A 21,795-nucleotide genomic window follows, 5' to 3' on the forward strand; every position below is an offset into this window, starting at 1 on the left:
AGTTTTGTAAAGGCGTGGAGATCCAGGAAGACCGAGGATGAGCATTTCTTTGCTTCTGGAGATGGCCGCGTCGAGCAATCCCGATCGGACTGCGGTGGTCTCCGGGGACACGCGCCTGACGACGCAGCAGCTCAGCGATCTCGCCGACGGTGGCGCCGGGGTGATCGCTGGATCGAATGCCCGACACGTCGCCTACGTGGGCACCGGCGGCGCGATGCTGCCGGTGCTGATCTTCGCCGCCGCGCGCGCGGGGTTGCCGTTCACGCCGATCAATTACCGGCTCTCCGCCGACGGCATCCAGGCGCTCATCGAGCGCCTGCCCGAGCCCCTGGTGATCGTCGACAGCCGCTACCGGGACATGGTCGGCGAGACCACGGCGCGGCTGATGACCACCGACGAATTCCTGGCGGCCGCCCGCGACAACGAGCCGGCCGCGGAGTTTCCCGATCCGGACTCGGTCGCGATCGTGCTGTTCACCTCGGGCACCACGTCGCAGCCCAAGGCCGTCGAACTGTCGCACAACAACCTGACCAGCTACGTGACCGGCACGGTCGAATTCGAGTCGGCCGCCGAGAGCGACGCCGCGCTGATCTGCGTGCCGCCCTATCACATCGCCGGGGTGGGCGCCGCGCTGTCGAACCTGTATGCCGGGCGCAAGATGGTCTACCTGCCGAATTTCGATGCGCAGGAATGGGTTCGGCTGATCAACGCCGAGAACGTGACCACCGCGACCGTGGTGCCCACCATGCTGGACCGCATCGTTGCCGCGCTGGAGGCCGAGGGCCACGCGCTGCCGTCGCTGCGCAACCTGGCCTACGGCGGGTCCAAGGTGGGGCTCCCGCTCGTCCGGCGGGCCCTCGAACTTCTGCCGGGCGTGGGCTTCGTCAACGCTTACGGCCTCACCGAGACGAGCTCGACCATCGCGGTGCTCACCCCGGACGACCACCGGGCGGCGCAGGCCGCGGAGGCACCCGAGGTCGCCAGGCGGCTGGCGTCGGTCGGGCAGCCGGTGCCCGGCATCGAGATCGAGATTCGCGACGAGGACGGCAACGTGCTCGGGCCGGGCGAAACCGGCGAGCTGTTCGTCCGCGGCGAGCAGGTCTCCGGCCGCTACACCGGGATCGGTTCGGTACTCGACGAAAACGGCTGGTTCCCAACCAAAGACATCGCCATGCTGGACGAGGACGGCTACCTGTTCATCGGCGGCCGCAGCGACGACACCATCATCCGCGGTGGTGAGAACATCGCGCCCGCCGAGCTCGAAGAGGTGTTGGTGGAGCACCCGCACGTGCGGGACGTCGCCGTCGTCGGTGTCGAGGATCCGCAGTGGGGCCAGGCGATCGTCGCGGTGGTGGTGCCCCGCCCCGGTGCGGATCCGGACCCCGAGGAATTGCGCGAGCATGTCCGGAAAAGCTTGCGCGGGTCACGAACCCCGGACCGGGTAGTGTTTCGCGACGAGCTGCCCACGACCCCCACCGGCAAGGTGCTTCGCCGGGAGATCATCGAGATGTTAGAAGGGCTGAAGGCATGATCAAGAACGGAACCCGCTTGGCCAGCCAGGTGTGTGACACGCAGGTGATCGTCGTCAGGAGCGCCGACAGCCTCGACGACTTGCGTTGTGGCGGTGCGCCTATGGTGCCGATTGGCGCCGAGCGTTCGGGCGAATTGGACCCGGCTTTTGCCGACGGCACCGTGATGGGCAAGCGCTACGTCGACGAGACCGGTGCCGAGGTGCTGGTGACCAAGCCCGGGGCCGGCAGCCTGAGCGTGGGCGCAACCGCGCTGCAGCTCAAAGAGGTCAAGCCGCTGCCGGCCAGCGACTGAGGAGTTACTCCCCGATATTATTGCGGAGCACGAATTCCCTTGCCTTGATCAGGAATTCGAGCTGGTCGCCGACCTGACGCAGCGGGTCGATGCTGCCGGTCGAGCGGGACAGCACGATGGCGCCCTCCAGCGCGGCGACCGACATCACCGCCAGCGAGGCGGCGCATGGCTCGTCGAAGCCGTCGTGGGTGAACGCCCGGGTCAGCGACGCGCACCAGCGGCCCAGGATGGCGCCGGCCTCGGCGGAAAGCTGGGCGTCGTCGTCGTCCGAGCCGATCGCCGCGGCCACCACCGGGCAGCCGGCGTTGAAGCCGCCCTCGGTCAGCAGTCGCTCCCAGAACTCGACGAACTTGCCCAGCAGCACCCGGGCGCCCTGCTCGGCGGCGTCGTCGATCATCGCGGTGATGGAATCACCGGAATACCGCAGCGCCTCGATCAGAATCTGATTGCGGCCGTCGGGGAAGTGGTAGTAAACCGATCCGCGCGGCGCACCGCTGCGGGCGAGCACCGCATCGATGGTCACTCCCGCTGCGCCTCGTTCACGCATCACCTCGGCGGCGCTGGCGAGCATTCTCCTGCGCGTGCCGCCGCGCTTCGTCGGGGTGAGGTCCTGCACTGTTTCGCTCGTGGTCGCCACTCTCGTGTCTCCCGTGGCTAACGTCATGCAGCGTGCGATTGCCGCAGTACCGGCCAATGCATGCTGCGGGGGCTGAAGCGGAAATTCCGGCGCTTGAGGTCGGGCATTTCGCGGGTGAATTGATAGCCGCCGATGTTCACCTCGATGATCCACATGATTCTCTCCCGGCCTAAGTGCAGCCCATGATTATGCTTAGAAGCATATAAGACAGCGGTCCAGTAAGCAAATCTATTCCCTATGTAAGCGCTGAACCACGGGAAACGGCGCTGCGCGTCGTTGTGAACCGTGACTGACGGGGGTGTAACAACCAGGTTTCTATGCTCTTTTGCATAATCTGGGGGCTGTGGCGCCGCGCAGGCACCTTCGCCGACGGCCTGAAACGCCGAACGTGCACCCACCGCGAGGTTGGTCCTGATTTATCGCGGCGAGTGCACGCTCGGTGCGTCCCGGGGTCAGCCCTCGATCGTGTGGCCCATCGGCATGAGCACGCTCTTCTGCTGGGTGAAGTGCTCCACACCCTCCGGGCCGTTCTCGCGGCCGATGCCGGAGTTCTTGTAACCCCCGAACGGGCAACAGGGGTCGAACGCATACCAGTTGATCGCGTAGGTGCCGGTGCGGATCTTCTCCGAGACCGCGATGCCGCGTTCCACGTCGCTGGTCCACACGCTGCCGGCCAGGCCGTACACCGAGTCGTTGGCGATCTTGATCGCGTCCTCCTCGGTGTCGTAGGGGATAATGCTCAGCACGGGCCCGAAGATCTCCTCCTGGGCGATCGTCATCTTGTTGTCGACGTCGGCGAAGACCGTGGGCTGCACGAAGAAGCCGCTGTCCAGGCCCTCGGGGCGGCCGCCGCCGCACACCAGCCGCGCGCCCTCCTCGATGCCCTTGGCGATGTAGCCCTCGACCCGCGCGCGTTGCTTCTCCGAGATCAGCGAACCGATCTGGGCGGCCGGGTCCGACGGCAGGCCCACCGGCAGCGCCTGCACGAAAGCGCTTACCGCGTTGACGATTTCGTCGTAGCGGGAGCGCGGGGCGAGGATCCGGGTCTGGGCCACGCAGGCCTGTCCGGTGTTCATGATTCCGGAGAACACCAGCATCGGGACCGCGGCCGCCAGGTCGACGTCCTCGAGGACGATGGCCGCGGACTTGCCGCCGAGTTCCAGGGTGCACGGCTTGAGCATGTCCGCGGCGCGCCGGCCGATCTCCTTGCCGACGGCCGAGCTGCCGGTGAAGGAGAACAGGTCGACTCCCGGGTTGGACGTCAGCGCCTGGCCGGTCTCGATCCCGCCGGGCACCACCGACAGCACTCCCTCGGGCAGCCCCGCCTCGGCGAAGGCCTCCGCCAAAGCGTTTGCGCTCAGCGGGGTTTCGGCGGCCGGCTTGAGCACCACGGTGCATCCGGCCAGCAGCGCCGGGCCGAGCTTGTTGACCGCCAGGAACAGCGGCACGTTCCAGGCGACGATCGCGCCCACCACGCCGATGGGCTCGCGGTAGACGATGCTCTGCCCGTAGCCGCCGGTGCGGACCTCTTTCCACTTGACCTGGTCGGCAGCGGGGCCGGCGAAGAAGTTCAGCGCCCCGATGGAGCTCATCCAGTGCATCGTTTCGACGCCCATCGGCGGCTGGCCGGTCTCGGCCGCCAGCAGCTGGGTGAACAGGTCCTTGCGTTCCTCCATCAACTTGAGCGCGTTGGCGATCACGGCCGCGCGCTCCTTGGGCGGCGTCGTGGGCCAGGGTCCGTTGTCGAAGGCGGCGCGGGCCGCGGCCACCGCGGCGTCGACGTCGGCGGGCGCCGCCATCGGCACCTTGCCGACATATTCGCCGGTGGCCGGGCAGCGCACCTCGATCACCTCGTCGGTCGACGGCTCAGTCCACTTGCCGCCGATGAAAAGCTTGTCGTATTCCGTCGTTTGGCTCTCGGGCATCTGCGCCGCTCCTCCTCATTGCTTCGCGCCGCATCGTCGCCGGCGCGCATGGCGCCACCCTACCCAAGCCGACGCAAAACGAGAACATGTTTCATTATCGGGGCCGCAGCACCAGCACCAGATTGCTGACTGCGAACTCCCGTAGCAGCGGCACCGAGGTCATCCACCACGCCCATCGGGGGTGGTAGCGGGGAAATGCCGCCACCGCCGCCCCGGTGCCGGCCGCCCATTCCAGGCCGTCGGCCGCCGACACCGCGAACAACGACGACCCGTAGTTGTTTTTCGCCGGATGCCCGTGTTTGCGGGCGTAGCGGGCGGCGGCCCGGGCGCCCCCGAGGTAATGGCTCAGGCCCATTTCGTGCCCCCCGAACGGGCCCAGCCAGACGGTGTAGGAGAGCACGGCCAGCCCGCCCGGCCTGGTCACCCGCAGCATCTCGGCGCCCAGCTGCCACGGCCGCGGCACGTGTTCGGCGACGTTGGACGACAGGCAGATGTCCACCGAGTCGTCGGCGAACGGCAGCGCCAGGCCAGAGGCGCGGACGAAGTTCCCGTCGCCGCTTGCGGGCGTGGGTCCCGCGGCGTGCATCTCGCTCGGGTCGGGTTCGACGCCGACGTAGCGGATCCCGGCGTCGGCGAACGCGGCCGAGAAGTAGCCGGGACCGCCGCCGACGTCGAGCAGGGTACGGCCGGCCGGGGTGTCGCCGGTCGCGGCCAGCCACAGGTCACCCACCATCGCCGCGGTATCCGCCGCCAGCGCGCCGTAGAACCGGGCCGGCTCCGACTGCTCGAAGCGGAATTCGGACAGCAGCCGCAGCGCCCGGGCCAGGGTCGCCCGCCGCGCGAAGACGTCAGTCACGGCCACCGGCCAACCCTACGCAGCGCGGACGCACGTCGCCGCCGGGCGGTTTCTAGTCACTCGCGTCACACCCGTCCCTGGATCGGGCGGCACCGGATGTGCCCGCCTCACAGCGACAAATCGGTGGCCCGCTCCCATCATGGGGCGTTGTCGCTGTGAGGTGGGCATTTCGAGCGGTCCTTCCGCGGCGGAGGCCAGTGTGGTGCAAGTGACGGAATGGCGGCCGCCCACGACGCGCATCGTTGTTGGGCGTCGTCACCGGGATAGGCTGACCGGTGATGTCTGGTCTGCGCTCGGTGCTCCTGCTGTGCTGGCGCGATACCGGACACCCGCAGGGCGGCGGCAGCGAAGCCTACTTGCAGCGCATCGGCGCGCAGCTTACCGCGTCCGGCATCGAGGTCACGCTGCGCACCGCCCGCTACCCCGGGGCCCCTCGCCGCGAAGTGGTCGACGGCGTGCGCATCGACCGCGCCGGCGGCCGGTATTCCGTCTACGTCTGGGCCCTACTCGCGATGGCGGCGGCGCGGCTGGGCCTCGGACCGCTGCGGCGGGTGCGGCCCGACGTGGTCGTCGACACCCAGAACGGCCTGCCGTTCCTCGCCCGGCTGGTGTACGGGCGGCGGGTCGTCGTCCTGGTGCACCACTGCCACCGCGAGCAGTGGCCGGTGGCCGGCCCGGTGCTCGGGCGGCTCGGCTGGTTCGTCGAGTCGACGTTGTCGCCATGGCTGAACCGGCGCAACCAGTACGTGACGGTGTCGCTGCCGTCGGCGCGCGACCTGGTGGCGCTCGGCGTCGACCACGCGCAGATCGCGGTGGTGCGCAACGGCCTCGACGAAGCTCCGGCGCGCACGCTGTCCGGCCAGCGCGCCGCCGCGCCCCGGGTGGTGGTGTTGTCGCGGCTGGTGCCGCACAAGCAGATCGAAGACGCTCTCGAGGCCGTCGCGCGGCTCCGGCCGCGCATGCCGGGTCTGCACCTCGACATCGTCGGCGATGGCTGGTGGCGGCGCCGGCTCGTCGACCACGTCCACCGGCTCGGCATCTCCGACGCGGTGACGTTCCACGGCCACGTCGACGATGTGACCAAACACCATGTGCTGCAAGGCGCTTGGGTGCAGCTGCTGCCCTCGCGCAAGGAGGGCTGGGGCCTGGCGGTCGTCGAGGCGGCCCAGCATCGGGTGCCGACCATCGGCTACCGGTCCTCGGGCGGCCTGTCGGATTCGATCGTCGACGAGGTGACCGGGATCTTGGTGGACACCCACGCCGAACTGGTGGATCGTCTCGAAGAGGTGCTCTCCGACCCCGTCTTGCGCGACCAACTCGGCGCCAAGGCACACACCCGAAGCGGTGAATTCTCTTGGCGGCAAAGCGCCGACGCCATGCGCGCGGTCCTGGAGGCCGTGCGGACCGGCCACCCGGTCAGCGGCGTGGTGTAGCCGGCCGGCGCCGCCACGCGGCGACAGCCGCGCCGGCGCCGCCGACCACCAGCGCCGCCAGCCACGCCAGATGCGCGATCAGCGTCGTCGTGCGGGCGGTGGCTGACACCCCGGCGGTGTGGCCGCCGATGCGATAGAGCGCAAGGTTGTCGTCGCGGTAGACCGGCGTCAGCGCATCGAGGGTGCGGGCGGACGCCCCCATGTCGCCGGCGGTGTCCGACTCCACGACCAGCCAGCCCACCCCGGCCGGGGCCAGGGCGGACGGATCGGGCCCGGCGAGCAGCAATTGCTGCACCGCGCGGGCCCGGGCGCCCTCGCCCGGGATGACGGTCCCCGAGATGACCAGGTCGCCCGTGCTCAGGACGTCGGCGCGCACCCAGCGGGGCAGCGGATCCAGCACCGGAGCCCGACCCGACCAGGAGTACAGCCGCATGGTGCCGGCCGGCAACACCGCCACCGCCGCGGGCTGGCCGTTGATCGCGGCGGCCACCGCCGGCCACCCACGCGGGTACTGCACCGGCGACACCTGGCCCCATACCCCCCAGGCCAGGTCGGGCAGCGCGAAGATCAGCGCGAGGCAGCAAACCGGTGCTGTCAGGGCCGGCCACACCCACCGGCTCAGCGCCACCACCGCGCCGGCGCCCGCCAGCGCGTAGCCGGGCACGGCCAGCGCCACCCACTTCTGCCCGTCGCGCAGCACGCCGAATCCGGGCGCGGCGTCAACCAGCGCACCCAAGAGGTGCAGTCCCGGGCCGGTCGCCAGCCCGGCCGGAACCAGCACCGCCACCGCCGCCAACACGAGCAGCGTTCGCCCCGCGGGGCGGCGCGCCACCGTCGGCACCCCGACCGCCAGCACGCCCAGCAACACCATGGCCGAGGCCACCGCGAACAGGGTGGTCCGCGAGATCGGCACCGCCTCGCCGTTCCAGATCCCGCCCAGGCTGGCCAGGCTGGCGAGCGTGCCGAGACCCGGCTCGGCGCGCGGCGCGAACGCGGTCACCCCCAACGTGTTCGCCGCCGTGTGGGAGGTTAACGACGAGCCCAGCGCGGACGCGGTCAGCCAGGGCAGCGCCGCCACCAGCGCGGCGCCCAGCGTCACCGCGGCACACACCCGGCGCGACCGCCCCCCGCCGGGCACGGCCACGCACACCAGCCCGACCGTCGCGGCGAGCAGCAGACCGGTCGGCGTCAGCCCGGCCAGCGCGATCCAGAACGCCAACCCGAAGAACGAACCGGAGGCCGTCCGCAGCCTGAGCATGCCCGCCGCAACCCAGGGCAGGCAGCCGTAGCCGACCAGCAGGCTCCAATGGCCCTGGAGTAGCCGCTCGGCGACATACGGGTTCCAGATCGCGAGCGTGGTGGCGACGAGCTGGCTGGCCACGCCCGCGTCGGGCAGCGCCGTCGCGACCAGTTGGGCCGCGCCCCATCCCGCGAGCCAGAGCCCCAGAACGAGCAGCGCCTTCACCACGACGCCGCCGTCCAGCACGTGAGAGGCCAGGGCCACCGCGAAGTCTTGCGGCGTCGCCCGCGGCGCCGACGTCAAGCCCAGCGCGGTGTCGGACACATACGAGCGCGGCGTGGACACCGCGTCGCGCAGCAGCAGGTAACCGGGCTTGAGCAGCGGCCCGACCACCAGCAGCGCCAAGACCAACGCGTACCCGGGTCGGGTCCAGCGCACGTGGCGGGCTATTCCCGTTCGGGTGGACTGGCGGGCTCGGGCGGCCCCGACTCGGGCGGCTCATCGGAGCCGAGGGTGGGCGCGTCCGCGCCGGGATCGTCGCGCGAGCCGGGGCGCTGCGTGGGCAGCTTCTCGGTCTCGGCCTCGGCGCCGGGCACCGGCTCCTCGAGCCCGGTGCGGCCGAAGAAGTCCTGGTCACCCCGGTCCAGGCCGGGATCGGTCAACGCGCTCTCGGTCCGCAGGCTGAACGAGGCGAGCAGGCCGCCACCGACCAGCGCGATCAAACCGACCGCCGTGAAGGTGATCGGCAGCACCCGCGACCACAGCGACAGCCGGTCGCGCTCGTCGCGGGCCGCGTTGACCTGCGATTCGACGGTGTCCTGGTTGGAGGTGACCTTATAGTCGGCCAGCGTCAGCTCCGGCTTGAGCGGGTCGCGGGCGAAGTAGTGGTTGGCGTGCTCGGTCTCTTTGACGATGGTGCCCGACACCGGGTCCACCCAGAAGGTCCGCTGCGCCGCGTAGTAGCGCGTCATGGTGATCTGCTCGTTCGGATCGCCGCCCTGCACGCCCCACATCGACGCGGAGGTGGTCTGCTTGGCGTCCTCGTTGCCGGCCAACAGCGACGGGTACGCCACGGGCGCCACCAGCTTGCCGTCGGCGTTGTAGCCGATGTTCTGGGTGAACTTGTAGGTGGTCAGGCCGTTGACGTCTTCTTGGCTGTCGTAGTTGACGTCGAACGGCTTCTGCGCGATCGGATCGAAGTAGGGGTAAGTCTTCTTCTCGGTGTGGAAGGGGAACCGGTAGGACAACCCGTCGTGCCGCAGGGGCATGGCCGTGGGCGGGTTCTCGTCGTTGACGGCGCGCGGCTTCTGGACCGAGCCGCCGGCGTGGGTGTCGTCGGAGACCGCCATCGCGGTCTTGCGGTTGAGGGTGACGGTGTCGACGATCGCCAGCAGCAGCCCGCTGTCCTTCTGCTTGTCGGTGCGCCGCACCGACGTTCCGACCTGCAACGTGACCACGTCGGCATTGGCGGGCGACTCGACGCTGACCTGCTGCTGGGAGACCAGGGGGACGTTCTGGTTGACGACGACGTGATCGGTCGACAGGGATGCGGAGTCCAGCGCGGTTCCCGTGCCGTCGCTGATGAGCGTGCTGTCGATGTTGAGCGGGACCTTGGTGATCCTGCTGGTGGTGTACGTCGATAACAGCAGCGCGGCGATCAGCAGGGCGGCCCCGAGACCGATGATCCCGCATGCGGCGAACCGCAACATGACTGCTCGGTTCACGTTGCTGTGCCCTCCTAGTGCTCTCTTGCGCCGTCAGCCGCAAACCCGTTTGACCCTAACAGCAGAACGTAAGGCCCCGGCTTACGAACCTGTCGCTATCGCGCGCGGGTGCTTCGGGTGTACCCATTACCCATCGGATGCAGACTGTGGGGGTGACCGATGGCCGGCAGGTGGGCGGGACGCGCAGCTTCCTGCCCGCCGTAGAGGGGATGCGCGCCTGCGCGGCCATGGGAGTGGTCGTCACGCACGTCGCTTTCCAGACCGGGCACTCCAGCGGTGTCACCGGCCGGCTCTTCGGCCGCTTCGATCTGGCCGTCGCGGTGTTCTTCGCGTTGTCGGGCTTCCTGTTGTGGCGCGGCCACGCCGCGGCGGCACGCGGCCTGGGACCGCGTCCCCGCACCGGCCACTACCTGCGGTCGCGGGTGGTGCGCATCATGCCCGCCTATGTGGTGGCGGTCGTCGTGATCCTGTCGCTGCTGCCCGACGCGGATCACGCCAGCCCGACCGTGTGGCTGGCCAACCTCACCCTCACCCAGATCTATGTGCCGCTCACCCTGACCGGCGGGCTGACCCAGATGTGGAGCCTCTCGGTCGAGGTCAGCTTCTACCTGGCGTTGCCGATTCTGGCGTTGCTGGCCCGGCGGCTGCCGGTCGGCGCGCGGGTGCCGACGATCGCCGCGCTGGCGGCGCTGAGCTGGGCCTGGGGTTGGGTGCCCATTCATTCCGGCGCCGGCACCAACCCGCTCAACTTGCCGCCCGCGTTCTTCTCCTGGTTCGCCGCGGGCATGCTGCTGGCCGAATGGGTCCACAGCCCGGTCGCCCTGCCGCACCGGTGGGCACGCCGGCGGGTGCCGATGGCCGTCGTCGCCGTGCTGGCCTACCTGCTTGCGGCCTCCCCGCTGGCGGGCCCGGAGGGGCTGATTCCCGGCACGGCGACCCAGTTCGCGGTCAAGACGGCGGCGGGCTCACTGGTGGCGTTCGCACTCGTCGCCCCGCTGGTGCTGGACCGGGTCGACACCTCTCACCGGCTGCTGGGTAGCACCGGCATGGTGACGCTGGGCCGGTGGTCCTACGGCCTGTTCGTGTGGCACCTGGCCGCGCTGGCCATGGTGTTCCCGGTGCTCGGGACGTTCGCGTTCACCGGCCGCATGCCCGCCGTGCTGACGCTGACGCTGATCTTCGGCTGGGCGATCGCCGCGGTCAGCTACGGGCTGGTGGAGGCGCCCTGCCGGGAAGCGTTGCGGCACTGGGAGAGACGCGAAAGGCCGGCCGAAACCGCAGACGTGGTGGACGCCGAGGCGGACGCGATCGCGCCCTAGCCGGTGCGGTCCATCCACTCTTCCAGCGTCTCGGCGGACGGCAGGCAGATGGCGCGCTCGATCTTCTGGAACAGATCGGCGCCGTACTCGACGGTCGATCGGATGAGATTGCCCAGCGCCTCGAGGTGGATGCCGTCGGTCAGCAGGTAAGCGTTCTCACCGACCACGCTGACGTGGCTCGGCCGGGCGGTCTCGCGCACAAACGCCTTGGGCCAATGGGTTTCGCGATTCCAGTCGTTGACCAGTTCCATCAGCCGCGGCCGCTCGGTAGCGGGGTAGTGCCCGGCGGGGCTGATGGAGATCTCGAAAACGTCGCGCCGCAAACCGTTGATCCGCAGGTTCACGTGCAGCTCGCCGCGCTCGTAGCTGGGCAGCATCATGAACTCCTCGCCGTCATCGCTGCGGAAGAAGCGCAACTCACGCGATCGCAGGTAACGGTCGATCAACTCCGTGCTCAGCGGTTCGATCTGCATTGCCCGATGATGGGCCCGCCGACTTGGAGGATTCTTGGTGCGCGTCAGGCCGGCCCGACGGCCGCCAAGCGCTCCACGATCTCGGCGCGCACCGCCGACCGCCGCGCCTTCCCGGCGTCGTCACGCAGGGGGGCGTCGACGAATTCTACGAAGTCCGGGGTGGGCGGCACCTTGTACGCCGCAAGGTGTTCGCGTAGAAACTCCCGCACCCCGGCGGCGTCCAGCGTCGCGTCGTCGGCCGTGTGCACCAGGGCGTAGGGCACCTGCCCGAGATCGCCGGAGTTCGGGTCGGGGACGCCGACCACGAGGCAGGACAACACGTCCGGGTGTGCCGACAGCGCATTCTCGATCTCGGCCGGGTACGCGTTGCGGCCGCCGACGGTGAACATGTCCACCCTGCGGTCCGACAGATACAGAAATCCGTCGGCGTCGAAATAGCCGAGGTCGCCCAACGAGTCCCAGCCGTCGCGGCTCTTCGCCGTCGCGCCGACGTAGCGGTAGGTGGGCGCGCTGCCCGGCGCGGGCCGCATGTAAATCTCGCCCTCCACGCCGGGCGGACAGGGGTTTCCGTCGTCGTCGAGCACCTTCATCTCGCCGGCGACCACCACCCCGACCGAGCCGGGGTGGGTCAGCCACTGGTCGCCGGAGATGAAGGTCAGCGCCTGTAATTCGGTGCCGCCGTAGAGTTCCCACACTTTTTCCGGACCCAGCAGATCGATCCACGCCTGCTTGACGGCGGGCGGGCACGGCGCCGCCAGATGCCAGAAGCGGCGGATCGACGACAGGTCGTAGGCGCCCGGATCGGCGTGATAGACCGGCAGCGTCCGCTGCATGATCGTCGGCACCGTCGTCAAAAAGGTGACTTTATGGTCGGTGATCAGCCGGAGGAATTGCTGCGGCTCGAACCGGCTCATCAGCACCAGGTGATGGCGCATCAACAGTGCCATGGTCGCTGCGGTGAAGCCGGTGTTGTGCGACAGCGGCACCGGCATCAGGGTGACATCGCCCTCCTGCGCGCCCAGCGGATAGCCGATGGCGGCCGGGATCCGGCTGTCGCCGCCGGATTCGATCAGCTTGGGGCGGCCGGTGCTGCCGCCGGACCCCATCGCCTTCCACACCGGCGACACCGCCTCCGGCAGCTCCGCGTCCGAGCAATGCGGTCCCGGCGTGAAACCAGCTGGCACGCTTGGTATTCCGGGATGATCGCGGCCCACCAACAAGGTGGGTGGGCGCAACTCCAGCAGGCCCTGCAGTTCCGCGTCCGGCAACCGCGCCGACAGCGGCTGCGGCACCGCGCCCAGCTTCCAGCACGCCACCGCGGCCTGGATCCATTCGATCGAGTTGGGCAGCACCATCGTCACGTAGTCGCCGACCCCCACACCGCGCTCGGCGTAGGCGCGGGCCAGCCAGTTCGTCGAACGGTCGAGTTCGGCGCGGGTGATGGTCACTCCATCACAGGTGACCGCCGGCTCGTCGGGGGCGAGTTCGGCCAGCGCCGAGATCTGGGTGCCGATCGGCGGGATCGGCTCACTCATACGCGCCCTGCCGCTCGAAGATGCGGCGGGGGTTGTCGACCAGCATGGTGTGCAGCTGCTCGTCGGTGACGCCGCGCTCCTTGAGGGCGGGGATGACGTCGTTGTGGATGTGCAGGTAATGCCAATTCGGCGCCATCTGCGGCACCAGGTCTTCGGGGAGCGCGTCGAAATAACAGTTGGCATCGTGCGAGAGCACCATCTTGTCGGCGTGCCCGCGCTCGCACATCTGCGCCACGATCTTGACCCGCTCCTCGAACGGAGAGATCACGTCGAGGCCGAAGCGGTCCATGCCGAGGTAGGAGCCGGCGGCGATGAGCTCTTCGAGGTAGCCGACATCGGTGCTGTCGCCGGAGTGGCCGATGACCACCCGGCTCAGGTCGACACCTTCCTCCTCGAAGATGCGCTGCTGTTCCAGGCCGCGCCGCAGGCCGGCATGGGTGTGCGTGGAGATCGGCACGCCGGTGCGCTTGTGCGCCTGCGCCACCGCGCGCAGTACCCGTTCGACGCCGGGGGTGAGGCCGGGTTCGTCGGTGGCGCACTTGAGGATGCCCGCCTTGATGCCGGTGTCGGCGATGCCCTGCTCAATGTCGCGGACGAACATCTCGGTCATGATCTCGGGGCCGTCCAGCATCCCTCCGGGGCCTTCGTAGTGGAACCGGAACGGGATGTCGTTGTAGGTGTAAAGCCCGGTTGCCACAACGATATTCAGCTCGGTGGCCGCCGCGACGCGGGCGATGCGCGGGATGTAGCGGCCCAGCCCGATCACGGTGAGGTCCACGATGGTGTCGACGCCGCGGGACTTCAGCTCGTTGAGCCGATCGATGGCATCGGCCACCCGCCGTTCCTCGTCACCCCACGCCTCGGGATAGTTCAGCGCGATCTCGGTGGTCATGATGAACACGTGCTCGTGCATGAGCGTCACGCCGAGGTCGGCGGTATCGATGGGGCCGCGGGCGGTATTGAGTTCTGACACGTGACTGATGCTAGGTCGACCCGGTGGTCGGAGAACAGTGCCGATTTATTCCGGCGCGCCCTAACGTGCAGTACCGTCACCCTCGTCCCAACCGGAACCCGCGGGAGTCGCGTCATGTTGCTCAATCCCAACCACCTGCAACGCAAATACCCAGACCGGCGTTCTGCGGAGATCATGGCCGCGACGGTGGACTTCTTCGAATCGCGCGGCAAGGCGCGGCTGAAGTCCGACGATCACGAACGGGTGTGGTACTCAGAGTTTTTGGACCACATCGGACGCGAGCGCATCTTCGCGTCCCTGCTGACGCCGTCGGAGTACGGCGCCGACGATTGTCGCTGGGATACCTACCGGATCAGCGAGTTCGCCGAGATCGTGGGCTTCTACGGGCTGAGCTACTGGTACCCCTTCCAGGTCACCGCGCTGGGCCTGGGCCCGATCTGGATGAGCGACAACACCGACGCCAAGCGCAAGGCCGCCGCCCAACTCGAGGCCGGCGAGGTGTTCGCCTTCGGCCTGTCGGAGCAGACCCACGGCGCCGACGTCTATCAGACCGACATGATCCTGACGCCGTCCGAGAACGGCTGGGTCGCCAATGGCGAGAAGTACTACATCGGCAACGCCAACGTGGCGCGGATGGTCTCCACCTTCGGCAAGATCGCCGGCTCCGACGAATACGTGTTCTTCGCCGCCGACTCCCAGCACGACCGTTATGACCTGATCAAGAACGTGGTGAACTCGCAGAACTACGTCGCCAACTACGCGCTGCGCGACTACCCCGTCACCGAGGCCGACATCCTGCACCGCGGTCCCGGGGCCTTCCACGCCGCACTCAACACCGTCAACGTCTGCAAGTACAACCTGGGCTGGGGCGCGGTCGGCATGTGCACGCACGCGATGTACGAGGCGGTCACCCACGCCTCCAACCGCGTCCTGTACGGGACCGTCGTCACCGACTTCAGCCACGTGCGGCGGCTGCTCACCGACGCCTACCTGCGGCTGGTCGCGATGCGGCTGGTCGCCACCCGCGCCTGCGACTACATGCGCGGCGCCTCGGCGGACGACCGGCGCTACCTGCTGTACAGCCCGCTCACCAAGGCGAAGATCACCAGCGAAGGGGAGCGGGTCGTCATCGCACTGTGGGATGTGATCGCCGCGAAGGGGGTGGAGAAGGACACCTTCTTCGAGGCCGTCACCCGCGAGATCGGTTTGTTGCCAAGGCTCGAGGGCACTGTGCACATCAACATCGGGCTGCTCGCCAAGTTCATGCCCAACTTCCTGTTCGCCCCCAACGCCGAGCTGCCGATCATCGGCCGGCGCGACGACGCGGCCGACGACGCGTTCCTGTTCGCGCAGGGCCCGACCGGGGGCCTGGGCAAGGTGCGCTTCCACGACTGGCGCGCGCCGTTCGAGGGCTTCGGGCACCTGCCCAACGTGGCGTTACTGCGCAAGCAGATCGACGTGCTCGCCGACATGCTGGCCAGCGCGACGCCCGACGCCGCGCAACAGAAGGACGTCGATTTCGCGTTCGCCGTTGGTCAGTTGTTCGCGACGGTTCCCTATGCGCAGCTCATCCTCGAGGAGGCCGCGCTGTCGGATGTCGACGAGACGTTGATCGACGCGATCTTCGCCGTGCTGGTCCGCGACTTCAACGGCTACGCCGTGGAGTTGAGCGACAAGCCCGCGACCACCGACGACCAGGCCCGCTTCGCGACGCGGATGATCCGTCGCCCCGTCCACGACCCCGCCCGCTACGCGCAGATCTGGAAGGAACACATCCTTCCCCTCAACGGCGCGTACCAGATGCGGCCGTAGAGCAGGCCATTCGCCGAGCGTCACGCCAGCGTGGCACCCCATGTCGATCGTCGCGCCAGCGTGACGCTGGGCGCCCCGGATTGACGCGCCTACCCTTGACTGTGACACAGCTCACCGTAATATGACCAGTGGTCATCGACGCTAGGAGGCCGCATTTGCCAACGGTGACTTGGGCGCGGGTCGACCCCGCCCGTCGCGCCGCCATCATCGAGGCGGCGGAACAGGAGTTCGGGGCGCACGGGTTCTCCCGGGGCAGCCTCAACGTCATCGCGCGGCGGGCCGGTGTCGCGAAGGGCAGCCTGTTCCAGTACTTCGCGGACAAGCGCGACCTGTTCGCGTTCATCGCCGACATCGCCAGCCAGCGGGTGCGTGCCTACATGGAAGACCGCATCCGCGAGCTTGACCCGAGCCGGCCGTTCTTCGACTTTCTGACGGACTGGCTCGACGCGTGGGTGGCCTACTTCGCCGACCACCCGCACGAGCGCGCGCTGCACGCCGCGGCGACCCTCGAGGTCGACACCGAAGCCCGCATCAGCGTCCAGAACGTCATCCACCGGCACTACCTGGAGGTGATGCGGCCGCTCGTCCGCGAGGCGAAGGTGCGCGGCGACCTGCGTGCCGATTCGGACACCGACGCGCTGTTGTCGTTGCTGCTCTTGATATTTCCGCACCTGGCCCTGGCGCCCTACATGCGGGGTTTGGATCCGATCCTCGGGCTCGACGAACCCACCCCGGAGCAGCCGGCGCTGGCGGTGCGAAGGCTCGTCGGCGTACTGGCGGCCGCCTTCGCGGCGGCCCCGCGCCCGCCCGTCCAGTCAGCCCCACAACAATCCGAGGAGGTCTCATGACACGCACGCATACGAACTCGATGGTTCGAGGGGGACTCAACTGGGACAGCCTGCCGTTGCGGCTGTTCGCCGGCGGCAACGCGAAGTTCTGGGACCCGGCCGACATCGACTTCTCCCGCGACCGCGCCGACTGGGAGCAGCTCTCGGAAGACGAACGTCACTACGCCATCCGGCTGTGCGCGGAATTCATCGCCGGCGAGGAGGCGGTCACCGAGGACATTCAGCCGTTCATGTCCGCGATGCGGGTCGAGGGCCGGCTGGGCGACGAGATGTACCTGACGCAGTTCGCGTTCGAGGAAGCCAAGCACGTTCAGGTGTTCCGCATGTGGCTCGACGCTGTCGGTGTCACGGATGACCTGCACGAGTACCTCGACGACATCCCCACCTACCGGACGATCTTCTACGAGGAATTGCCGGACTGCCTCAACGCCTTGTCGGTCGACCCGTCTCCGGCCGCCCAGGTGCGGGCGTCGGTCACCTACAACCACATGGTCGAAGGCATGCTGGCGCTCACGGGCTACTTCGGCTGGCACAAGATCTGCGTGGAGCGCGGCATCCTCCCCGGCATGCAGGAGTTGGTCCGGCGCATCGGCGACGACGAGCGCCGCCACATGGCGTGGGGCACCTTCACCTGCCGCCGCCACGTCGCCGCCGACGACGCCAACTGGGGCGTCTTCGAAACCCGCATGAACGAGCTCATGCCGCTGGGGCTGCGCCTCATCGAAGAGGGCTTCTCCCTTTACGATCCGATGCCCTTCGGCCTTTCGGTGGACGAGTTCATGGCCTACGCGTCCGACAAGGGCATGCGGCGCTTCGGCACGATCTCCAGCGCCCGCGGCCGGCCACTCGAGGAGATCGACCTCGACTACTCGCCGCTGCACCTGGAGGACACCTTCGCCGACGAGGACGAGAAGGCCCTGGCCGCCGCGTCGGCCTGAGCCGCTACTCGACCTTCTTGTCGCCCGCGGCGGCCCCGTCCTCGGCGGCCCTGATGGTGGCGACCCGTCCGCCGCAAGCGGGGATGCCCCAGCGCGCGGCTACGCCGCGCTTGCGATCGCCACTACCCGACCCAGACGGTCTTGGCGTTGCAGAACTCGCGGATCCCGTGGCCCGCGAGTTCGCGGCCGTATCCGGACCGCTTGACGCCGCCGAAGCCCAGCTCCGGGTAGGACACCGTCATCCCGTTGATGAAGACCTGGCCGGCCTCGATGTCGTCGATGAAGCGCTGCTGCTCGGCCTCGTCGCGAGTCCAGGCGTTGGAGCCCAGCCCGAAGGTGGTGCCGTTGGCGATCTCGATCGCCTCGTCGATGCCCTCGGCGCGGTACATCGACGCGACGGGGCCGAAGACCTCTTCGGTGTAGAGCGCCATGTCCTTGGTGATGTCGGTGATTACGGTCGGCGGGTAGAACCAGCCCGGCCCGTCGAGCGGCTTGCCGCCGGTGCGCAGCTTCGCGCCCGCCGCCACCGCGTCGTCGACCTGCTTGACGATGTCGTCGCGTCCCGACTCGGTGGCCAGCGGGCCGACGTCGGTGTCGGGGTCGGTCGGGTCGCCGACCTTGAGCGCAGCCATCCGCTCGACGAACTTGTCGACGAACGCGTCGTAGATGTCGGTGTGGATGATGAATCGCTTGGCGGCGATGCAGGATTGGCCGTTGTTCTGCACCCGGGCGGTGACCGCGGTCTTGACCGCCTCGTCGAGGTCCGCCGACGGCATCACGATGAACGGGTCGCTGCCGCCGAGCTCGAGCACGGTGGGTTTGATCTCGTCCCCGGCGATGGCGGCGACCGACTGGCCGGCGGGTTCGCTGCCGGTCAGGGTCGCCGCGGCGACGCGGGGGTCACGCAGGATGCGCTCGACGGCGCTGGACGAGACGAGCAGCGTCTGGAAGCAACCGTCCGGGAAGCCGCCGCGCGCGATGACGTCGGCGAGGTAGAGCGCGGTCTGCGGGACGTTCGAGGCGTGCTTGAGAATGCCCACGTTGCCGGCCATCAGCGCCGGCGCCGCGAACCGCACGGCCTGCCAGAGCGGGAAGTTCCACGGCATCACGGCCAGGACCACGCCGAGCGGCTGGTAGCGGATGTAGGCCTTGGACGCGCCGACCTTGCCCGCGTCGGCCGGCTCGTCGGCCAGCAGCTTTTCGGCGTTCTCAGCGTAGTAGCGAAAGCCCTTGGCGCACTTGAGTACTTCGGCCTTGGCCGACTTCAAGGTCTTGCCCATTTCCAGGGTCATCATCGCGGCGACGTCGTCGGCCTCTTTTTCCAACAGATCGGCGGTGGCGTTTGCCCACCCGGCGCGCTGGGCAAAGGTGGTGTTATGGCGGTAGTCCTGGAACCGGGCGTAGGCGGCGGCGATGGCCGCGTCGACTTCTTCGTCGGTTGCCGGGGTGAAGGTTTTTACTGTCTCGCCGGTAGCCGGGTTGATGGTGGCGATGGGCACGCTGACATCCTTCGCTTCGGGGTTGGTAAAAGGTCCAACACCCAGCCTGCCACTATCGTTCCCCCGAGGGAGGTGCCGGATGAGTAAAGCCGCCGAGCTGATGGTCAAGTGCCTGGAAAACGAGGGTGTTTCCGTGGTCTTCGGTCTGCCGGGTGAGGAGAACATCCGCTTTGTGCAGGCGCTGGCGTCGTCGAGCATCCGCTATGTGCTCACCCGGCACGAGCAGGGCGCGGCCTTCATGGCCGAGATGTACGGCCGGGTGACCGGCCGCGCCGCGGTGGTCTCGAGCACCCTGGGACCGGGCGCGATCAACATGCAACTCGGCGTGGCCGACGCCACTACCAACAGCACCCCGTTGGTCGCGATCTCCGCGCAGGTCGGCCACGACCGGGAATTCAAGGAGTCGCACCAGTACGTCGACCTGGTGTCGATGTTCGCGCCCATCACCCGGTGGGCGGCCGGAGTCCCCACCGCGCGCGCCATACCCGAGATGTTCCGCAAGGCGTTCAAGGTGGCCGAGACCGAACGCCCGGCGGCGGTCTATCTCGCGGTGCCGGAGCACATCGATGCCGACGAGACCGACTATGACCTGACGCCGTTGCCGCGCAACGTCGTCCGCCCCGATGCGCCCGCGCCCGGTCAGGTGGAGCGCGCGGTCGACATCCTGCGCAAGGCGAAGCGGCCGGTGGTGCTCGCCGGTCACGGCGCCGCCCGCGGCAACGCCACCGCCGCCTTGGTCCGGTTCTCCGAGGAATTCGGTATCCCGGTCGCCAACACCTTCCACGGCAAGGGAGTGATGCCCGACGACCATCCCAACAGCATCGGGACCCTCGGGTTCATGCGCCACGACTACGTCAACTTCGGCTTCGACAACGCCGACGTGGTAATCGCCGTCGGGTACGAGCTGCAGGAGTTCGACCCGGTCCGGATCAACCCGCAGGCCGACAAGAAGATCATCCACATCCACCGTTTCCCGGCCGAGGTCGACGCGCACTATTCGGTGGAAGTCGGGATCATCGGCGACATCAGCGCCTCTTTGAACGCATTGACGGACGCGCTCGACGGCCACGCCTACGAGGCCGATCCGGAGGTACCCGGCCACGGCCTGCTGGCCGAGGAATTCGCTCGGGGGCAAGAGGATTCGCGTTATCCGCTCGCTCCGGCGCGGGTGGTCGCCGATACCCGCGCCGCGCTGGGCCGCAGCGACGTCGTCCTGGTGGACACCGGCGCCACCAAGATGTGGATGGCGCGGCTCTACCCGACGTATGAGTGCAACACCTGCCTGGTGTCAAACGGCTTGTCCACCATGGGTTTTGCGCTACCCGGTGCGCTGGGTGTCAAGCTGGCGCGTCCCGAGTCCAAGGTGCTGGCGGTCGTCGGCGACGGCGCGTTCCTGATGAACTCGCAGGAAATCGAGACCGCGGTCCGTGAGCGGATACCGCTGGTCGTGCTGATCTGGGACGACGGCGGTTATGGCCTGATCGAGTGGAAAATGGACCTCGAACTCGGCGCGCACTACTACGTGAAGTTTTCCAACCCCGATGTGGTGACCTACGCGGAAAGCTTCGGCGCCAAGGGGTATCGGATCAACAGCGCGGAGGAACTCTTGCCGACACTGCGGGCCGCACTCGATGACGACGGGGTGTCGGTGATCTCCTGCCCGGTCGACTACTCGGAGAATCTGCGGCTGACCGACCGGCTCGGCGAGCTGGACGAGACGCTGTAATTCACGGACACATCCAGGCAAAGGGTGGGCAGACACCGGTATTCGGCGGCAGCCGCAGGCCGGGCGGCTGTCCTGGCACGATCAGCGCGGGCAGACCGGAGTCCGGAGCGAAGTAATAGGTATGGCAGACGTTCATGTCCCAGTCCGGCATGCGCCGCATCTGGCCCACGTTCGGGCACCACATCTGGCTGCAGATGTGTGAGGTGTAGCAGCCCGGGGGTCCCTCGGGCGGTGCGCATTCCGGCGGCTGGTTACCGCCGTTGTTCGTCGAGCAGGCGGCAAGGGCGGTTCCCGTCCCCAGCATCAGATCCACCGTCCACATGAAGCCGGAGAGGGCCAGCACCGTGGCCAACCCTACGAGTGCTGTTCTCATGCTCGGCTCCTTGGTTGGCGGCTGAGTCGCAGTCGCGACAGGCAGTTACGCGTCAGGGCGCTTGCCTGAGTTGCAGGTGATTCGTCTGTTGATATCCCGGTGGGTGGCCGCAGGCCGGCACGTTGTACATCAAGGTGCTCGTGCCTTCCAGGGTGTTCGGATCCCACGTGTCGTGGTAGGGCTCATTGGGACCGGGGCTACCGTCGGCACAGCGGATGGCCCAGGTGCCTTCCATCGTCCACTGCCCGTTGATCAGCCGCGCCAGGGCCACGGCCTGGCCACCGGGTGTGGTTGCTACCGAAGCGCATCCGTCGCCGCAGGGTGTGAAGTAGTAGTCGCCGGACATCGCCGACCCCCGAGGGGTTGTCGAAGTCCAGGTGTAGTGGCCGCTCAACGTCGTGTCGGCCCACGCTGCACTAGCCGTACCGACAGCTAAACCGGCGAAGATGGCGGCTGCGGCGATCACCCGTGTCATAGCCATGATCTCATCCTCCTGCTGAGCTAATAAGCACGTAGCTCACAGTGACCGCTATACACCGAAGACGTTCGGTTTGCTGGGCATTTGGCAAACTTCCACGACGACGACGCGGCCTAGCTCAGCCGTGCTGTGACGTCGCCGCCGGCAGCGCCATCGGCCGGGCGGCATGAATTTTCCAAAGT

The 21,795-nt window shown here is 68.3% G+C and carries 19 protein-coding genes and 1 pseudogene; 8 read left to right on the forward strand and 12 right to left on the reverse strand.

The features are described from left to right. The first annotated feature begins 37 nt into the window (after positions 1–37). Positions 38–1,531 carry a class I adenylate-forming enzyme family protein gene (locus tag H7J89_RS13160; RefSeq protein ID WP_264044133.1) on the forward strand — a complete coding sequence of 498 codons (1,494 nt, stop codon included), beginning with the start codon at positions 38–40 and terminating at the stop codon, positions 1,529–1,531. Continuing rightward, on the forward strand, positions 1,528–1,824 hold the full coding sequence (locus tag H7J89_RS13165) for a hypothetical protein (protein WP_067740363.1): 297 nt from the start codon (positions 1,528–1,530) through the stop codon (positions 1,822–1,824). Before H7J89_RS13160 ends, H7J89_RS13165 begins: the two co-directional genes overlap by 4 nt. Before the next feature lie 4 nt (positions 1,825–1,828). Here the strand turns inward: H7J89_RS13165 and H7J89_RS13170 are convergent, their stop codons facing one another. The 4 genes from H7J89_RS13170 to H7J89_RS13185 all read right to left on the reverse strand — a co-directional run bounded on the left by H7J89_RS13170 (position 1,829) and on the right by H7J89_RS13185 (position 5,248). Further along, on the reverse strand, positions 1,829–2,395 hold the full coding sequence (locus H7J89_RS13170) for a TetR/AcrR family transcriptional regulator (protein ID WP_264044272.1): 567 nt from the start codon (positions 2,393–2,395) through the stop codon (positions 1,829–1,831). An 89-nt stretch (positions 2,396–2,484) separates the two neighbouring features. Beyond that, complete coding sequence (locus tag H7J89_RS13175; protein ID WP_264044134.1) at positions 2,485–2,616, reverse strand: hypothetical protein; 132 nt, start codon at positions 2,614–2,616, stop codon at positions 2,485–2,487. A 297-nt stretch (positions 2,617–2,913) separates the two neighbouring features. After that, positions 2,914–4,386, reverse strand: a complete 1,473-nt coding sequence (locus H7J89_RS13180; protein ID WP_264044135.1) for an aldehyde dehydrogenase — start codon at positions 4,384–4,386, stop codon at positions 2,914–2,916. Positions 4,387–4,480: 94 nt separating this feature from the next. Continuing rightward, the gene (locus H7J89_RS13185; RefSeq protein WP_264044136.1) at positions 4,481–5,248 is read right to left on the reverse strand and encodes a class I SAM-dependent methyltransferase; all 768 of its coding nucleotides are present in this window, start codon (positions 5,246–5,248) and stop codon (positions 4,481–4,483) included. Between the two features lie 272 nt (positions 5,249–5,520). Between H7J89_RS13185 and H7J89_RS13190 the strand changes: the two genes are divergently transcribed. Beyond that, the gene (locus H7J89_RS13190) at positions 5,521–6,675 is read left to right on the forward strand and encodes a glycosyltransferase family 4 protein (RefSeq protein ID WP_264044273.1); all 1,155 of its coding nucleotides are present in this window, start codon (positions 5,521–5,523) and stop codon (positions 6,673–6,675) included. Here the strand turns inward: H7J89_RS13190 and H7J89_RS13195 are convergent. Both H7J89_RS13195 and pgfA read right to left on the reverse strand, forming a co-directional pair. Then, positions 6,649–8,353: pseudogene (locus H7J89_RS13195) on the reverse strand (MmpA family trehalose lipid delivery protein); the annotation flags it as partial. The gene H7J89_RS13190 and the pseudogene H7J89_RS13195 overlap by 27 nt on opposite strands. A gap of 8 nt (positions 8,354–8,361) precedes the next feature. Further along, positions 8,362–9,639, reverse strand: a complete 1,278-nt coding sequence (gene pgfA / locus H7J89_RS13200; protein WP_264044137.1) for a cell envelope lipid trafficking protein PgfA — start codon at positions 9,637–9,639, stop codon at positions 8,362–8,364. A 137-nt stretch (positions 9,640–9,776) separates the two neighbouring features. Here pgfA and H7J89_RS13205 point away from each other — a divergent pair, with 137 nt between their 5' ends. Beyond that, positions 9,777–10,958 carry an acyltransferase family protein gene (locus H7J89_RS13205; protein WP_264044138.1) on the forward strand — a complete coding sequence of 394 codons (1,182 nt, stop codon included), beginning with the start codon at positions 9,777–9,779 and terminating at the stop codon, positions 10,956–10,958. On the opposite strand, the gene H7J89_RS13210 is transcribed toward H7J89_RS13205, so the two are convergent. The 3 genes from H7J89_RS13210 to H7J89_RS13220 are packed head-to-tail and all read right to left on the reverse strand — an operon-like array spanning position 10,955 to position 13,939. Then, the gene (locus H7J89_RS13210) at positions 10,955–11,431 is read right to left on the reverse strand and encodes a type III secretion system chaperone family protein (RefSeq protein WP_264044139.1); all 477 of its coding nucleotides are present in this window, start codon (positions 11,429–11,431) and stop codon (positions 10,955–10,957) included. The genes H7J89_RS13205 and H7J89_RS13210 overlap by 4 nt on opposite strands. 44 nt (positions 11,432–11,475) lie before the next feature. Continuing rightward, the gene (locus H7J89_RS13215) at positions 11,476–12,966 is read right to left on the reverse strand and encodes an AMP-binding protein (RefSeq protein WP_264044140.1); all 1,491 of its coding nucleotides are present in this window, start codon (positions 12,964–12,966) and stop codon (positions 11,476–11,478) included. After that, complete coding sequence (locus tag H7J89_RS13220) at positions 12,959–13,939, reverse strand: phosphotriesterase family protein (protein WP_264044141.1); 981 nt, start codon at positions 13,937–13,939, stop codon at positions 12,959–12,961. The genes H7J89_RS13215 and H7J89_RS13220 overlap by 8 nt, the downstream gene beginning before the upstream one ends. A 114-nt stretch (positions 13,940–14,053) precedes the next feature. On the opposite strand from H7J89_RS13220, the gene H7J89_RS13225 reads away from it, so the two are divergent. The 3 genes from H7J89_RS13225 (at position 14,054) to H7J89_RS13235 (ending at position 17,537) form a co-directional block, all read left to right on the forward strand. Continuing rightward, on the forward strand, positions 14,054–15,751 hold the full coding sequence (locus H7J89_RS13225) for an acyl-CoA dehydrogenase family protein (RefSeq protein WP_264044142.1): 1,698 nt from the start codon (positions 14,054–14,056) through the stop codon (positions 15,749–15,751). A 155-nt stretch (positions 15,752–15,906) separates the two neighbouring features. Next, a complete protein-coding gene (locus H7J89_RS13230; RefSeq protein ID WP_264044143.1) occupies positions 15,907–16,599 on the forward strand; it encodes a TetR/AcrR family transcriptional regulator in 693 nt (230 codons plus the stop codon). Beyond that, positions 16,596–17,537, forward strand: coding sequence for a R2-like ligand-binding oxidase (locus tag H7J89_RS13235; RefSeq protein WP_264044144.1), 942 nt, complete (start codon positions 16,596–16,598; stop codon positions 17,535–17,537). The genes H7J89_RS13230 and H7J89_RS13235 overlap by 4 nt, the downstream gene beginning before the upstream one ends. A gap of 122 nt (positions 17,538–17,659) precedes the next feature. Here H7J89_RS13235 and H7J89_RS13240 read toward each other — a convergent pair whose 3' ends face one another. Then, entirely contained in the window at positions 17,660–19,036 is a 1,377-nt protein-coding gene (locus tag H7J89_RS13240; protein ID WP_264044145.1) for an NADP-dependent succinic semialdehyde dehydrogenase, read from the reverse strand. A 79-nt stretch (positions 19,037–19,115) separates the two neighbouring features. On the opposite strand from H7J89_RS13240, the gene H7J89_RS13245 reads away from it, so the two are divergent. After that, positions 19,116–20,762, forward strand: coding sequence for an acetolactate synthase large subunit (locus tag H7J89_RS13245; RefSeq protein ID WP_264044146.1), 1,647 nt, complete (start codon positions 19,116–19,118; stop codon positions 20,760–20,762). Between the two features lies 1 nt (position 20,763). On the opposite strand, the gene H7J89_RS13250 is transcribed toward H7J89_RS13245, so the two are convergent. After that, entirely contained in the window at positions 20,764–21,135 is a 372-nt protein-coding gene (locus tag H7J89_RS13250; protein WP_264044147.1) for a hypothetical protein, read from the reverse strand. Between the two features lie 52 nt (positions 21,136–21,187). Then, positions 21,188–21,616, reverse strand: a complete 429-nt coding sequence (locus H7J89_RS13255; RefSeq protein WP_264044148.1) for a hypothetical protein — start codon at positions 21,614–21,616, stop codon at positions 21,188–21,190. Positions 21,617–21,795: the final 179 nt, after the last annotated feature.

Origin of the sequence: Mycobacterium paraffinicum, assembly GCF_025822865.1 — a bacterium.
GTDB classification, from domain to species: domain Bacteria; phylum Actinomycetota; class Actinomycetes; order Mycobacteriales; family Mycobacteriaceae; genus Mycobacterium; species Mycobacterium paraffinicum.